The 16,183-nt window shown below is 44.4% G+C and carries 14 protein-coding genes; 3 read left to right on the forward strand and 11 right to left on the reverse strand.

Going from position 1 to position 16,183, the window contains the following annotated elements; genetic code table 11:
- Window position 1: 1 nt before the first annotated feature.
- The 7 genes from AACQ42_RS08530 to sixA form a co-directional block, all read right to left on the reverse strand.
- Window positions 2–718: a protein phosphatase CheZ gene (locus AACQ42_RS08530; protein WP_017045236.1), complete on the reverse strand. Its 717-nt coding sequence runs from the start codon at window positions 716–718 to the stop codon at window positions 2–4.
- 57 nt (window positions 719–775) lie between these two features.
- Window positions 776–1,144, reverse strand: coding sequence for a chemotaxis response regulator CheY (gene cheY, locus AACQ42_RS08535; protein ID WP_033197405.1), 369 nt, complete (start codon window positions 1,142–1,144; stop codon window positions 776–778).
- Between the two features lie 44 nt (window positions 1,145–1,188).
- On the reverse strand, window positions 1,189–1,923 hold the full coding sequence (locus AACQ42_RS08540) for an RNA polymerase sigma factor FliA (protein ID WP_010318887.1): 735 nt from the start codon (window positions 1,921–1,923) through the stop codon (window positions 1,189–1,191).
- A complete protein-coding gene (locus AACQ42_RS08545; protein WP_010318888.1) occupies window positions 1,916–2,803 on the reverse strand; it encodes a MinD/ParA family protein in 888 nt (295 codons plus the stop codon). The genes AACQ42_RS08540 and AACQ42_RS08545 overlap by 8 nt, the downstream gene beginning before the upstream one ends.
- A gap of 13 nt (window positions 2,804–2,816) precedes the next feature.
- On the reverse strand, window positions 2,817–4,304 hold the full coding sequence (gene flhF / locus AACQ42_RS08550; RefSeq protein ID WP_017045235.1) for a flagellar biosynthesis protein FlhF: 1,488 nt from the start codon (window positions 4,302–4,304) through the stop codon (window positions 2,817–2,819).
- A gap of 53 nt (window positions 4,305–4,357) precedes the next feature.
- Window positions 4,358–6,451, reverse strand: a complete 2,094-nt coding sequence (gene flhA, locus AACQ42_RS08555) for a flagellar biosynthesis protein FlhA (protein WP_013856364.1) — start codon at window positions 6,449–6,451, stop codon at window positions 4,358–4,360.
- Between the two features lie 181 nt (window positions 6,452–6,632).
- On the reverse strand, window positions 6,633–7,097 hold the full coding sequence (gene sixA / locus AACQ42_RS08560) for a phosphohistidine phosphatase SixA (protein WP_017042529.1): 465 nt from the start codon (window positions 7,095–7,097) through the stop codon (window positions 6,633–6,635).
- A gap of 214 nt (window positions 7,098–7,311) precedes the next feature.
- Here sixA and AACQ42_RS08565 point away from each other — a divergent pair, with 214 nt between their 5' ends.
- Window positions 7,312–10,089, forward strand: coding sequence for an insulinase family protein (locus tag AACQ42_RS08565; protein ID WP_088732742.1), 2,778 nt, complete (start codon window positions 7,312–7,314; stop codon window positions 10,087–10,089).
- Window positions 10,090–10,115: 26 nt separating this feature from the next.
- Here AACQ42_RS08565 and AACQ42_RS08570 read toward each other — a convergent pair whose 3' ends face one another.
- On the reverse strand, window positions 10,116–10,712 hold the full coding sequence (locus AACQ42_RS08570) for a VOC family protein (protein ID WP_017049126.1): 597 nt from the start codon (window positions 10,710–10,712) through the stop codon (window positions 10,116–10,118).
- A 205-nt stretch (window positions 10,713–10,917) separates the two neighbouring features.
- Here AACQ42_RS08570 and argS point away from each other — a divergent pair, with 205 nt between their 5' ends.
- Together argS and AACQ42_RS08580 are read left to right on the forward strand one after the other, a co-directional pair.
- On the forward strand, window positions 10,918–12,654 hold the full coding sequence (argS, locus tag AACQ42_RS08575; protein WP_094165571.1) for an arginine--tRNA ligase: 1,737 nt from the start codon (window positions 10,918–10,920) through the stop codon (window positions 12,652–12,654).
- A gap of 83 nt (window positions 12,655–12,737) precedes the next feature.
- Window positions 12,738–13,166, forward strand: a complete 429-nt coding sequence (locus AACQ42_RS08580; RefSeq protein ID WP_013856359.1) for an HIT family protein — start codon at window positions 12,738–12,740, stop codon at window positions 13,164–13,166.
- A 112-nt stretch (window positions 13,167–13,278) separates the two neighbouring features.
- Here AACQ42_RS08580 and AACQ42_RS08585 read toward each other — a convergent pair whose 3' ends face one another.
- The 3 genes from AACQ42_RS08585 to AACQ42_RS08595 are packed head-to-tail and all read right to left on the reverse strand — an operon-like array spanning window position 13,279 to window position 16,006.
- The gene (locus AACQ42_RS08585; protein ID WP_094165572.1) at window positions 13,279–13,509 is read right to left on the reverse strand and encodes a FeoC-like transcriptional regulator; all 231 of its coding nucleotides are present in this window, start codon (window positions 13,507–13,509) and stop codon (window positions 13,279–13,281) included.
- Window positions 13,506–15,779 (reverse strand): Fe(2+) transporter permease subunit FeoB, encoded by a 2,274-nt coding sequence (gene feoB / locus AACQ42_RS08590; RefSeq protein WP_094165573.1) that lies wholly within the window; start codon window positions 15,777–15,779, stop codon window positions 13,506–13,508. Before feoB ends, AACQ42_RS08585 begins: the two co-directional genes overlap by 4 nt.
- Window positions 15,779–16,006, reverse strand: coding sequence for a FeoA family protein (locus AACQ42_RS08595; protein WP_013856356.1), 228 nt, complete (start codon window positions 16,004–16,006; stop codon window positions 15,779–15,781). Before AACQ42_RS08595 ends, feoB begins: the two co-directional genes overlap by 1 nt.
- Window positions 16,007–16,183: the final 177 nt, after the last annotated feature.

Raw genomic sequence — 16,183 nt, forward strand, 5'->3', positions numbered from 1 at the left:
CCTAAAAACCAAGACTCGATAACAAATCATCGACTTCGTCTTGAGATGAAACCGCATCGGCTCTTTCATGAGGGTTCAAAATAGGACCTTCAGGTTCGATAGATGGGTTCTTCTTGTCTGTTTTTTGTTCTATTTGGTTAGCCCCAAAGGCAGTGAGAATCTCAACTAGGCGTTTCTCAACTTCATTAACCAGCGTAATAACACGCCGAATTATTTGGCCAGTGAGATCTTGAAAGTCTTGAGCCATCAATATCTCAGTTAGCTGACCTCGCAATTCGCTGCTGTTGCCTTCAACTTGTGATAGTAGATCATCAATACGGTGACAAAGTGCTTTAAACTCAATGAGATCAATACGCCCATGCATCAACTCATTCCATTGTGGACGCACTTTTAACAAACCTTCGTGAAGGCTGTCAGCGATCGGCATACATCGATCCACTGCATCCATTGTTTTATTCGCAGCCACTTCCGTTTTATCAATTACATATTGAAGACGATCCCTTGCATCTGGAATTTCGTCATTTGCAATCTCAGCCATCCGTTCATCAAGGTTGAACTGTTTGAGCGATTCATGCAGTTCCCTTGTCAAAGTGCCTATTTCTTGCAGCATTGGATTGCTTGCTTTGTCGTAGGTCTCTTTAAAGAGTTGATTCGCCTGATCTTGCTGTCCATTTTCCAGTAGCTGAACGAGTTCTTTTGCTTGTTCTAATGAAATCATCGATTAGCCTTTTCGCGCATAAATGAATAGAGCACCTTTTGTCTGTGACCACACGCTTTATAAACGCTCGAAAATTTTATCCAGTTTTTCTTTAAGCGTAGCAGCAGTAAAAGGTTTTACGATATAACCATTCACACCTGCTTGAGCAGCCTCGATGATTTGTTCGCGTTTTGCTTCTGCGGTGATCATCAGAACAGGCAGATGCTTAAGTTCTGCGTCTGCTCGGATATTTTTCAACAAATCGATGCCTTGCATGCCCGGCATATTCCAGTCTGTAACCACAAACTCAAAATCACCTTTCTTTAGCATAGGCAACGCTGTCAGGCCATCATCTGCTTCTTGGGTATTATTGAAGCCCAAATCACGAAGTAGATTCTTAACAATACGGCGCATTGTTGAAAAGTCGTCAACAATAAGGATCTTCATGTTTTTATTCAAAATTGCCTCCACTGAGCTCGAAATCAGTGATATTAGTCATTTTGCGTCCAAGAACTTAACTTCGTTCTTAGTCGCTGCATAGATTGGCTTAGTATCTGGCTAACGCGGGATTCGCTAACACCTAGAACTTCACCAATTTCTTTTAAGTTTAGCTCTTCATCATAATAGAGCGAAAGTACCAAAGCTTCACGTTCTGGAAGTGATTTTATTGATTCAACCAATGCTTTACGAAACGATTCATCGGCGACTCCCTTAAATGGCGAGTTGTCTTCATCGTCATCCAGAGGAGAAATTGCATCATCAGAAATACCTAAATCTTCGATTCCGACAATCCGTGAGCAATTAATGTCAGTTAATACAGTATGGTACTGATCCAGCGACATGCCTAAATACTTCGCAACTTCTGTATCAGTTGGGTTTCGGTTTAGCTCACCTTCTAGAACTGAAATTGCATGGGTTATCTCTCGGTTGTGTTTATGAACCGAGCGTGGAACCCAATCACCACGCCGAATATCGTCGAGCATAGCTCCACGAATTCGAATTCCTGCGTAGGTTTCAAAGCTTGCACCTTTACTCCCATCATAATTTTTTTGTGCTTCAAGTAGGCCTATCATACCGGCTTGTATTAGATCTTCGACCAATACGTTTGGTGGCAGGCGACCTGCTAAATGGTGTGCAATACGCTTAACCAATACAGAGTATTTTTCTAAAAATGCTTGTTGGCTCTTTAGGTTTCCGTGTTGGTCATAAGTAAGCGCTTTATTCACCGAATGGTTCCCCTACACTTTCTGTTCTATTTAGCAAACGCTCGACAAAAAATTCCAGATGGCCTGTCGGCGTTCTTGGAATTGGCCACGTTAACGCTTTACTTGCCAACGAGCTGATTGCCAGTGCCGCAGGTGACCGTGGAAACGCATCGACCACTATTTTTTGTTTTTTTACTGCTTGTCGCACTTTATCATCCAAAGGTATGCAAGCAACAAGTTCAAGGCTCACATTTAGGAATCTTTCTGTCACTAAAGTTAATTTAGCAAATAATTCCCGTCCTTCACGATAACTTCTCACCATATTGGCCACAATTTTAAAACGTTGCACTTGGTGTTCACGACTTAAGAGCTTGATCAGCGCGTAAGCGTCGGTGATGGATGTCGGTTCGTCACATACCACGATCACTACATCTTGTGCGGCGCGACAGAAGCTCACGACCATATCAGAAATACCTGCGGCTGTATCGATGAGCAGAATATCCATCTCATCTTCTAAACTGCCAAAGGCGCGTATTAAACCAACATGTTGGGCGTGTGACAACTCTGTCATCGACTGTGTGCCCGAGGTCGCTGGAATTATTCGTATCCCAAAAGGCCCCTCGACGATGGCATCTTTGAGTTCACACTCGCCAGCCAGTACATGCCCTAAGTTTCGCTTCGGGCGTATGCCAAGCATCACATCCACGTTAGCTAAACCTAAGTCTGCATCCAACACCATGACTTTTTTGCCTTGACGAGCCATGCAGATCGCCATGCCGAGTGTCACGTGAGATTTACCCACACCACCTTTACCACCAGTCACAGATATGACTTTGGTCAGTGACGGTTGAGTTAAGCGGCGTAAACCGCTCGCTTGGTCATATATCATATTATTCGCCATATTTGTCCGCCGCCTAGAATCTCTCGGAGTCGCTGCTCCAATAGTGAGGTTCATTCTCTGTCGACTTCTCTAGCAATTCGTTTGCCTTTGCAACCATGTACTTCGGTTGGGCAATCACAATATCTTCTGGTACACGCTGGCCATTCGCGATGTAAGCAACGGGCAGTGCGTTTTGAACCACGACACTCACAAATTCCCCTAAGCTCAGTGACTCATCAAGCTTAGTCATAATGCACCCTGAAAGAGGGATCCTTCTAAAGTGCTCGATTGTTTCTTGTAATACTTTTCTTTGTGCCGTTGCAGGCAGAACAAGGTAACTGTGGATGATTTCGCCACTCTCTTGCATCAGGGTATCGAGCTGCTCTGATAACCGAACATCACGCTGCCCCATCCCCGCGGTATCAACTAAAATTAAACGCCGATTTCTTAGCTGATATATTACATCGGCTAACTCACTGGAATCTTTAGCAACTCTTACTGGACAACCCATGATTCGGCCATAAATAGAGAGCTGTTCATGAGCACCGATACGGTAGGTATCTGTGGTGACTAGAGCGACGTTATCAGCGCCATACTCCATAGCGGCGCGAGCGGCTAGTTTAGCAATGGTGGTGGTTTTACCAACCCCTGTTGGGCCTAATAGCGCAACCACACCACCACGTTTCAGAATATCTTGTTTGGAAACAGGGACTTGATCAGCCACTAAGCCAAGCAGTGCCTTCCAAGCTTTCGTTGGAGCCGTATCTTCTGGGATATAGCACGCAAGCTGGTCAGCCAGTTCTTGTGAAACCCCCATGCGCTCAAGTCTTTTAATGAGCATGGCACGCAAAGGTTCTCGACGCTCAACTTCTTGCCACATTAATCCTGAAACTTGATGTTCTAACAGGCGGCGTATTGAGGTCATCTCTTCACGCATGTTTTCCAGCTCTGGGTTCGAAACACTCGCCTCTTGCGTTGGGTAACGATCATAACGCGACGGATCTAGCTTCGGCGTTTGACGGGTGGACGCTCTTCTATCCTCTGCAATTAACTTCGCTAATGGCGAATCGGCTCGTAACTCTGCATTACCGTGTCCTGAGTTGGTGTTAGATGAACCTGATTGACGTTGCAATAATGCAGAGAGCGAATCTTCATTTTCGGCGTGATAGTCCGAATCTGAGCCACTTGGTGCGCTGTACTGCTTTAACATATTTGCAAAACGTTTGGTCATTGAACGCCCAGTGTCTGCGCTGTTTTGCAGGCTGACTCGATCATCATCCAACTCACGAGAGGATTTGTTCAAAGACGGGGTGACTTGGGTGTAACCTTGTTGTCTAGGCTGCGAATTATAGCGCTTGGCACTGTTTTGCTGGGTGGGCTGTTCACCATCCACAGCGGCAACGATTTCCACACCACCCGCGACTTTTTTATTCGACATGATCACCGCTTCCGCACCAAGCTCTTCTTTCACTTGCAGCAGCGCTGTTCGCATATCTTTGGCAAAAAATCGTTTTATTTTCAAAGCAGATATCCGTGTTTAAATGGCTAAAGCCCGATTAGGTAACAGCAGTTTCGTTAGTTACCAACGGCTTGAACAATCCGAATTTGTTTCTCGTCAGGTATTTCTTGATAAGAGAGCACACGCAAATTAGGTATCGTGTTTTTCACAAACTTCGCCAAAGTTGAACGAAGCACACCAGACGTGAGTAACACGGCAGGCTCACCTTTCAATTCTTGTTCTTGCGTTGCATGGCTCAGTGCAGCTTGTAGACGCTCTGCTAAGCCTGGCTCAATACCTGCCGATTCTCCTCCTGACGCCTGCATGGTTTGATGCAATATTTGTTCCAGCTCAGGAATCAGTGTTATCACTGGTAGTTCAGGTTCTATACCATTGATTTCTTGGACGATTAAACGCTTCAATGAGATTCGAACGGCCGCCGTTAGGATGTCAGGTTCTTGACTCCGCCCAGAATACTCCGCCAAGGTTTGTATTATGGTTCGAATATCTCGGATTGGAATCGCTTCATTGAGTAGGTTTTGCAGTACCTTAACGACTGTACCCAACGGTAGTTGATCTGGAACGAAGTTTTCAACTAGCCTTGGCGCTGAGCGACCCAGCATTTCAATTAAGTTTTGAACCTCTTCATGACCAATCAGTTGCGAGGCGTTATTAGTGAGAAGCTGACTCAAATGAGTGGCGAGTACGGTCGATGAGTCCACAACTGTGTAACCGAGAGCTTGTGCGTGTTCACGTTGTTCTTCACGGATCCAAACTGCTTCAAGGCCGAATGCAGGGTCGAGCGTGCGTTCACCGTCAATAACACCATAGACTTGACCAGGGTTAATCGCCAGTTCTTGATCTGGGCGGATCTCCGCTTCGCCAACAGCTACCCCCATTAAGGTAATGCGATAACTATTGGGTGTTAATTCTAAATTGTCACGAATATGCACTGCGGGGATGAGAAAGCCAAAGTCTTGCGACAGTTTTTTCCGAACACCTTTTACGCGTTCGAGCAGCTCTCCACCTTGATCTCGGTCCACCAGCGGTATCAATCGATAGCCCACTTCTAAGCCAATCACATCAACGGGTTGAACATCATCCCAAGAGAGCTCTTTTTGAGTGGGTGCTTCGTTGTCCACTTTTGCAGGCAGTTTCTTTTCATCGGCGGTTTTTTTCTGTTTGCGTATCATCCAATACGCGCAACCACCCGCTAATGCGGCTAGCAATAAGAAAGCAAAGTGAGGCATACCCGGCACAATGCCCATGATGCCGAGAATACAAGCGGTAATCATCAATGCTTTAGGGTTGTCAAACAGTTGGAAGACGACTTGCTCTCCCATATCTTCATCGGTATTTTGACGGGTAACCATCATGGCAGCGCCAATCGAAAGCAGCAATGAGGGGATCTGAGCCACTAAGCCGTCACCAATGGTCAGCAGTGTGTAGATTTGGATCGCTTCTTTAAAACCCAACCCATATTGCGCCATACCAATCGATAAGCCGCCAATAATGTTGATGAACAAAATTAAGATCCCGGCAATCGCATCCCCTTTAACAAATTTTGACGCACCGTCCATTGAACCGTAGAAATCCGCTTCTTTGGTTACTTCGAAGCGTCTCAGCCGCGCTTGGTCTTGATCGATTAAACCCGCATTTAAGTCCGCATCTATGGCCATTTGCTTACCCGGCAAGGCATCTAGGGTAAAGCGAGCACTCACCTCAGAAATACGTCCCGCACCTTTAGTTACTACCATGAAGTTGATGATCATCAAGATCAAAAACACCACTAAACCAACGGCGTAGTTACCACCGATCACCACACTACCAAACGCTTCAATGACGTTACCAGCCGCCCCAGGGCCTTCATGACCATACAATAAAACCACACGGGTTGAAGCGACGTTCAAGGCTAGTCGAAGTAAGGTTGCAATAAGCAAAACCGTAGGAAAAGCAGCAAAATCAAGCGGTCTACGGGTATAGACAGTAACGAGTAACACCACCATCGATAAGGCAATGTTAAAAGTGAAAAACAGATCCAATAGGAAGGCTGGGATCGGTAAAACGACCATAGCCAACGTGGCCAATACCATAACCGGCGCACCGATTGCTGGCATACTTCGCTGCGGTATTGATGGCAATTTATCTGCAAATGGGAGAGTAAATTTCATAGGTTAGCAAGCAATCTGTTGATAAATATCTATAAATGCGACAATGCGTTAACTCGGCGATGCAATTTTTAGTCCAGTAAAACAGTCAAAATAATGGCTACATTGGTAAAGGCAATAACCCTTCACTTAACGTAGCCTAGTTATTCAAATTACGTGAACTTCTTTTACTTTGAATGGTGGTTTAAGGATTAATACTCCAGATCTGCTGTCCTTTACGCAACTCTCTATCATATTCGATACCAATCAGACCGGATGTGGGGAACATTGGAGGGACTAAATCGGTAACGAATTCAGCCGCGAGATAGCCAACTAACGGTAAATGAGACACCAGCAGCACTGATTCGATTTGTTCTACATCGGCCAAGGCAGAGACATACTCAAATACCACTTCCGCTTTCCCATAAGGTGTGATGTCATCACAGGTCACAACATCATCGGCATTAAAATAAGAGGCTATCGCAGCCCAAGTTTGCTGCGCCCGTAAGTAAGGGCTTACCAATACTTTATCTACATGGCGAAGATCTTGCTTTTCACAAGCACGAGCCACAGCAACAGACTCACGAAGACCTCTTTCGGTTAAGGCCCTTTGTGCATCACTCGCTGCATAATGTTCAGCTTCTCCGTGACGCATAATAAAAATCTTCATTACTCATTCCTAGTGGTTATTATCTATGCCGTCTAGGCGGCTTTATTCTCGATTATATCAGGCAACCAAGCAAAGACTTCGACACTGTTAACAGTCTATTAAAAAGTCTCCTGAAGGACTAAAATGGCACTTCGCTCATAAAATCATTGCTTGAAATTTGCACCTAACCGTTTCAACGCCATAATTAAAAAAGCCTTTTCTGTGGAGAGTCACTGTGCATTTAAGCCCTAACGACACCAACCAATACCGCTACATTACGTTAACTAATGGTCTGAGAACATTACTTATTCAAGCGGATGATGCACAAAAGTCAGCCGCTGCTTTAGCGATTAATGTAGGGCATTTTGATGACCCTGAAGACAGAGAAGGTCTTGCCCACTATCTGGAACACATGCTGTTTTTAGGCACAGAAAAGTACCCGAAAATTGGTGAGTTTCAAAGTTTTATTAATCAACATGGTGGCAGCAATAACGCATGGACTGGTACAGAGCACACCTGTTTTTTCTTTGATGTAAGCCCAAATCATTTTGAAAAAGCCTTGGACCGATTCAGCCAATTCTTTTGTGCCCCCTTGTTCAATGAAGAAGCTCTGGATAAAGAACGCCAAGCGGTGGATTCTGAATTTAAACTCAAACAGAATGATGATTCGAGAAGGCTCTATCAGGTTCAAAAAGAAACCATTAATCCGCAACACCCGTTTGCTAAATTTTCAGTGGGTAATTTAGAAACGCTGTGTGATAGAAATGGTGTCTCTATCCGTGAAGAAATTGTCCGTTTTCACCATGAAAATTACTCGGCTGATTTGATGACGCTCTCGCTAGCGGGCCCACAGACACTTGATGAGTTAGAGCAGTGGGCAAGAGATGAATTTTCCTCCATCCCAAATAAACAGCTCGGCCCGAAAAAAATAGAGGTGCCTTTTGTTTTAGACGCGCACCGAGGCGTCTTGATTCAAATCGAGCCACGAAAAGAGATCCGCAAACTGATTTTAAGCTTCCCAGCCCCAAGCGCGGATGACTTTTATCATGTCAAACCTCTCTCTTATTTCGCCCATCTCATCGGTTACGAAGGTGAAGGCAGTTTAATGCTGGCATTAAAAGAGAAAGGTTGGATCACGTCCTTATCGGCTGGAGGCGGCGCGAGTGGCAGCAATTATCGTGAGTTTTCGATAAGTTTTAGCCTGACACATGAAGGCGTAAAACAGGTCGATAACATCATCCAGTCACTCTTTACTCAGATTAAATTAATCGCAGAGCAGGGGCTGAACGAATGGCGTTACCTTGAGAAAAGAGCGGTGCTTGAGTCGGCTTTTCGCTTTCAAGAAACGACAAGGCCATTAGACATGGTCAGCCATTTAGTGGTTAATATGCAGCACTATCAGCCGCAAGACACTATCTATGGCGATTACATGATGGCGGGCTACAACGAATCGCTACTTAAGCAAGCTCTTCATTATTTGACTCCTGAAAATCTACGCGCCACGTTAATTGCTAAAGATGGGTATTACGATAAGAAAGCGAAATGGTATTTTACACCTTATTCAATTACTCCATTATCGGCGTCACAACTTGCAGCATTCGCAACCCCTTGCGACATTGAAACAAACTTACCGCCACTCAATCCTTTTATCTGTTACGACTTAGACCCAAAACCGTTAGAGCCTTCAACGTCTTTACACCCGGAAATCATTGAAGAGTTACCAGGCTTTCGTTTATGGCATCTACAAGACCATGAATTTAGAGTGCCTAAAGGGGTAATTTACATCGCGATTGATAGCCCCATCTCGGTAGCCACTGCTCGAAATATTGTTAAAACACGTCTCTGTGTGGAAATGTTTTTAGACTCGCTGGCCACGGAAACTTATCAAGCAGAAATTGCTGGGATGAGTTACAACATGTACGCTCATCAAGGCGGCGTCACCCTGATGCTTTCTGGTTTTAGCGAAAAACAACCACAGTTAATGGAGATGATTCTCGCACGCTTTGCTAAACGTGATTTTAGCCTAAAACGCTTTAACACCATCAAGCAACAACTGCTTCGTAACTGGCAAAATACCACTAAAGATCGTCCAATTTCGCAGCTTTTCAATGCAATGACGGGTATTTTACAACCCAACAACCCTCCTTATGAAACGCTACTTGGTGCCTTAAAACAGATAGAAGTCGATGAGCTCAGTGATTTCGTTGAACAAATATTAGCGCAACTTCATGTTGAGATGTTTGTCTATGGCGACTGGTTAAGAAGTGATGCACAAGCGATGGCAGATACGCTTAAAAATGCATTACGAGTCAAAGATCAACAGTACGAGGAATCATTAAGACCACTCGTCATGCTCGGAGAGAGTGGGACTTTTCAAAAAGAGGTTCACTGCGATCAAGAAGATTCTGCTGTGGTGGTCTATTATCAGTGCAATGATGCCGCACCGCGCAGCATCGCCTTATATTCATTAGCTAATCACTTGATGTCCGCTACATTTTTTCATGAAATTCGCACTAAGCAGCAACTTGGTTATATGGTCGGAACGGGCAACATGCCATTAAACCGTCACCCAGGCATCGTACTCTACGTCCAGTCACCGAATGCTGCCCCTTATGAGCTGATTAGCGCTGTAGATGAATTTTTAAATGCTTTTTACATGGTGTTGCTGGAGCTCAACGAATACCAGTGGCACAGCAGTAAGCGCGGTTTATGGAATCAAATTTCAACGCCCGACCCCACCCTTCGCAGCCGTGCGCAAAGACTTTGGGTTGCTATCGGCAATAAAGATGCCGGCTTTGATCAAAGAGAGCAGGTTTTGAGTGAACTGAAATCACTCAGTCGCAGTGATATGATCCGCTTTGTGGTCAATGAGCTAAAACCAAGGACCGCCAATCGACTGATCATGCACAGCCAAGGAAACGCACATCAAACGGTTCAGAAACTCAGTTTAGGGCAAGAAATTGGCTCAATTGAAGCGTTCCAGCTTCGGCCTAAAAGCTATAACTTAGGATAACCGTACTTCATCGCCATCAGAGCAATTTATCTTTGCTCTGATTTTACAATCTCTTTTAAAGAGTGGGGATGCAGTTTAATGCACACGCCTTGCCACTTAAATGCAACCGTCGGGTTATGTAATCGCTCCCCTTCCCCTTTTGGACTGGACAATTTAACTTGAACACCTTGAGTGTCTAATGTTGTCCAGCATTCTTTTAATCGTGGGTAAACCGACAGTATATCCTGCAAATAGGCTTGCGCGGTTTGTGCCTCAGATGGCACCACAAATTCCACATGCTCCCAGCTCTGCTCTGGATAAATTTTTCCCTCGGCAGGGTAAGGCAATTCCAAACATTCTATTGACCAACTATTAGCCGATAGCGGCACCGTAAATTCAATCACGATGATAGGACGGCCATTTATCTGAGCACTCGATATTTCTCGCCCTTCCTCCAGCCATGCCGCATGTGCTAATGACGCTAATTTACGATCATTAATGCGCAGTGCAATGTGGTCAGCTTGATTTGTGGATAAATCAATATGCAAAATTTTGGTTAATTCTTGAATTTTATGCATAAATTTATCTAAATTCTGCTTAAGCTGTTCAGGATGAAGCGCTGCATTCTTTAATGGTTCAAGCATTTAAATGGTCCAAAATGATGATTATCGTCTAATAGTACCAACAACTCTTCGAAAAGTAGAAAATTTCCTAATTTAGTCCCTATAAGCGCCTCAATAAAATTGGTATTATGTGCGCCAAATGATGAACAAAATTAAGATATGTATTGGCACTAAATGGTGAATAAAATGCATACCTTTGCAATTCCAAGAATTAAAGGAAACGCGTGTGAATATCCAAGCACTGATTAATGACAAAGTATCTCAGGCTCTTGAAGCCGCAGGCGCACCAGCTGGCAGTCCTGCTGCTGTTCGCCAATCGGCCAAAGCGCAATTTGGTGACTATCAAGCCAATGGCATTATGGGCGTAGCTAAGCAACTGGGTACCAACCCGCGAGAATTTGCTCAAAAAGTATTGGATGTTCTGGACCTCGATGGTATTGCGAGCAAAATGGAAATTGCAGGCCCAGGTTTCATCAACATTTTCCTCAGTGAAGCGTTTCTTGCTAAACAAGCGGATATCGCCCTAGCAGATGAGCACCTTGGCGTAACCAAAGAAGCGCAGAAGACGATCGTCGCAGACTACTCAGCGCCTAACGTTGCTAAAGAGATGCATGTAGGCCACTTACGCTCAACCATCATTGGTGACGCCGTTGTACGTACCTTGGAATTTTTAGGCCATAAAGTGATCCGCGCCAACCACATCGGTGACTGGGGCACGCAATTTGGTATGTTGATAGCCAACCTTGAACGTGTGCAGCAAGAATCTGGTAACGAAGTTTCAATGGAACTTTCCGATCTTGAAGCTTTCTATCGTGAGTCAAAAAAACTCTACGACGAAGATGAAGTGTTTGCCGCTAAAGCACGAAATTATGTGGTCAAACTACAAAGCGGTGACGAATTCTGCGCTCAAATGTGGAAAAAATTGGTGGACATCACCATGATCCAAAACCAGCGTAACTATGATCGTTTGAATGTTTCGCTCACGCGCGATGATGTGATGGGCGAAAGCATGTACAACGACATGTTGCCCGGCATCGTAGCCGATTTAAAAGAAAAAGGTTTGGCGCAAGAAGATGATGGCGCACAAGTCGTTTTTCTTGAAGAATACAAAAATAAAGATGGCGAGCCGATGGGCGTTATCATCCAAAAACGTGATGGCGGCTTCTTATACACCACAACCGATATCGCGTGTGCAAAATACCGTTATGAAACCTTGGGTGCGGACCGTGTGCTGTACTTTATCGACTCGCGTCAACATCAACACCTAATGCAAGCATGGACGATTGTCCGCAAAGCGGGCTATGTACCTGAAGAAGTGACTCTTGAACACCACGCCTTTGGTATGATGCTAGGCAAAGATGGCCGCCCGTTCAAAACTCGTGCTGGCGGTACTGTTCGTCTGGCCGATCTTCTCGATGAAGCGCAAGAGCGTGCCGCTAAATTAATTGAATCCAAAAACCCTGATTTAGACGCCGCAGAAAAAGCGAACATTGCCAATACTGTCGCGATGGCCGCAGTGAAATATGCTGATCTTTCTAAGCACCGTACTACCGATTACGTGTTTGACTGGGACAACATGTTGGCATTTGAAGGTAACACTGCACCTTACATGCAGTATGCCTACACACGTGTCGCGTCAATTTTTGCTAAAGCAGGCGTATCGATGGATAACCTGACGGGTGAAATTAAAGTCACACAAGAGAAAGAAAAAGCTTTGATTGCGAAACTTCTGCAGTTTGAAGAAGCGGTACAAGCTGTTGCCCGCGAAGGCCAACCTCACATTATGTGTAGCTACCTATTTGAATTAGCTGGCCAATTCTCTAGCTTCTATGAAGCATGCCCTATCTTAGTCGCTGAAGATGAAAGTGTGAAACAAAGCCGCCTAAAACTGGCTGCGTTGACAGCAAAAACCATCAAGCAAGGTCTGTCGCTACTCGGTATTGATACATTAGAACGTATGTAACGACAGCTATGAGTGAATGAAAGGGTTGACCATGGTCAGCCTTTTCTTTTATCGGTGATAACATCCGTGCAAGTGAGATTGACATGAATTTTGAACTCCACCCGCAACTGGCCAAAGACACTTCCGTCATTGGTGAATTTCCTCTTTGCTTAGCCTTACTCCATAAAGATAATGCCGTGCCTTGGATTATTCTGGTGCCTAAACGTGCAAATTTGAAAGAGCTGCATCATCTACCAATGCAGGAACAGCAACAATTTTTATGCGAATCTCAAGCCGTTAGCCAAGCTCTTGAAGCCACGTTTTGTCCAGATAAACTCAATTTAGGTGCGCTGGGTAACATGGTTCCTCAGCTCCATATTCACCATGTTGCTCGATTTAAAAATGACATAGCATGGCCTGGGCCTATCTGGGGCAATACTCAAGGGATAGTGAGAGCCGAACAAGAACAGCAAGCGATCTTAACCAGAATCCAAAATGTTCTATCACTGAGTTCTATTTTTAGAAAAGGATAAACGTCGTCTCTCACACCATATATTAGGTAAAAGATAGATTGGGTAAAAGTTTGAAAGCCGCTGACATCAGCGGCTTTCGTTTATCAGACAGAATGCCTAGCATCAATTATGACTAAAGTACGACAGTCAAAGACAGCCCATTGTTTCGGTTAAGCCCATAACGCACTCTTGTTACGTGGTGAGCCTTGTTGGTATCGATAGTGCGCGACAATACACCTTTTTTTATCCACACGGCTAACATAGCGTCAACGCCGTCCTCACTGAGCGAAAACTTTTTCGCAATCGCCGAGCGGCTAACGATCCCATTCTCTTCAATGTAGCGCTTTAGCTCATTTAATATCATGCCACTTGTACCTCAAGCACCGTTTTCTGCTGGAGTCCTTTTCGCTTAAGCATTTTAAAGGTCAACAAACTCGCCATAACAATGGCAATAATCCACGTTAAACTTTCGACAGGGGTTTCGGTGATCCTAGTCGCTTGGTAATAAAGCGCGGCGCCACCATACGCAAGCCCCATCGTCCATACTGCGATAAAACGAGCATAATTCGCACCAAACTCACGAACATAAGCCCCCATGGCTGCAACACAAGGCGTGTAAAGCAAAATGAAGATAAGGTAGGCAAATGCGGCATGACCAGTGACAAAGTGCTGTTTCAAATTACCAAAGATTGAGACATCTACGGCTTGCTCTTCAGCCACTGCGCTACTGTCTGTCAAGTCTCCGACTTCGATACCGAGCGGATCAGAGAAGCTTAATCCCGTTAGGTTTTCTGGAATAGACATAACCGCTTCTTGTAGGCTCGCCATTAGGTCATATTCGCTTTCATCACCTTCAGCAGAGGTATATAAATTGTTTAATGTTCCGACTACCGCTTCTTTTGCAAAAATACCCGTGATGATACCCACTGTCGCTGGCCAGTTATCTTGATTGATACCAATAGGAGCAAATACCGGAGTAACCACTTGAGCCACTTTTGATAACACGGAGTTGTCACTATCTTCATTACCAAAGCTGCCATCAGTACCAACTGAATTGAGGAAGCTTAAGATCATAACAACGATGACAATCGTTTTCCCTGCACCGAGAACAAAACGTTTTAATTTCTGCCATGTTTTGATCATGACGTTTTGTACCGTTGGGATCTCGTAATCTGGCATCTCCATCACTAGGCTGTCGCTTGAACCCGGATAGAGCGTATGCTTCAAAACCAAACCAGTGAACACTGCGGCTAAAATGCCCAATAAATAAAGAGCAAAAACTACATTTTGACCGCTTTCAGGGAAAAACGCCGCAGCAAATAGCGCATACACTGGCAAACGTGCACCACATGACATAAAGGGTGCCATCGATGCCGCTAATTTACGTTCACGTTCTTGATCTAGAGTTCTGGTCGCCATAATCGCGGGAACGTTACAACCAAATCCTAAAACAAGCGGAACAAACGCTTTACCCGGTAGGCCTATCTTCTGCATCACTTTATCTAAAACAAAAGCCGCGCGAGACATATAGCCTGAACTTTCGAGTACAGCTAAAAATAAGTACAAACAAGCGATAACTGGGATAAATGTGGCGACGGTTTGAATACCTCCGCCAAGGCCATCGGCTAATAATGTCACTAACCAAATAGGCAAATGATCATCCAGTAAGTGGTGCCCACCATCAACCAATAACGCCCCGACGCCAATGTCGAAGAAATCAATGAAAGCGCTCCCAATATTGATCGAGAACATAAACATTAAGTACATAACCACAAAGAAAAACGGTACACCCACCCATTTATTTAAAATCAGCTTATCTGCTTTTTGTGTAAAACTGTGGCTTAGTTTCCCTTCGGTTTTGCGGATCTGCTGGCATTGTTCATGCAAAAATGTGTATTTGGTATCAGCGACATGCAGATCAATATCCAAACCACTTTGCAATTGCTCTTTCTGGATAAGCTCACGCTGCACTTCTGGTAATCCATTAATCACCAAAAGATCATTTTCTAAGGCACGAATAGCCAATGCGCGAGGTGCCACTTGCTTATGTTGAAAAATAGTGGCTAATTTTCCTATCGATTGTTCAAATGCACTGCCGTAATCCAATAGCAGTTCTTTAAGAGCTACGCCTTGCAGCAGTACTTTATGCAGCTTTTCTTTGAATCGACTCACCTGCTCTTTACTGGTAGCAGAAAGCATAAAAACGGGGCAACCTAGAACTTTCTCAAGTTGTTGAATGTCTAGGCTTTGACGCTCTCTTTTTAAAGCGTCCATTTTATTCAAAACCACAATCATTGGACGCCCGAGCTCTCTCAATTGAAGCGTCATATAGAGACTACGCTCCAAACACGTCACGTCCACAACGTTAATGATTAAATCGGCAGGATGTGTAAGAACCGCTCTAGAGGCAATGGATTCGTCAATGCTGTTACTGTCATTCCCGCTGTCAAGTGCGTAGATGCCCGGCAAATCCGTTAGTATGAATTCATCTCCAGAATGAGTGTAGCGACCCGTTTTTTTCTCAACTGTAACACCAGCCCAGTTACCGACTTGTTGCTTAGAACCAGTCAGCCCATTAAATAACGTTGTTTTGCCACTATTAGGGTTACCAACGGTTAGAATTTGATATCGCACTACGCTCTCTCCACTTCAATACAAGCGGCTATATTTTCACGTACCGCTAAAGAGACGCCTCTCACTTCAAGTTGAAGTGGATCTCCCATAGGAGCTCTTCTGATTAACGTAACAGTAGTTAGAGGCAGCAAGCCCATCACCATCAATTTTTTACGAATGTCATTTGGAAGTTGATTGAACGCGACAATGCTCGCGCTATCCCCTTCATTTAATTGAGATAATTTCATCTATCTTGCTCTCAATGGTAGTGGTAATGAGAAATATTTTTATTAACAGGCGAATAATACACGCGCTAACCCTCTATTTTATTGCGTGAAATCAAAGATTGCATAAATCCATCACGTTGTTTTCGGTAAATAAACTGACGTTAAAAACGTTAAAAAATTATCAGGCACAAATTAGCT

Source organism: Vibrio sp. V12_P9A6T4, from assembly GCF_963874835.1.
GTDB classification, from domain to species: domain Bacteria; phylum Pseudomonadota; class Gammaproteobacteria; order Enterobacterales; family Vibrionaceae; genus Vibrio; species Vibrio anguillarum.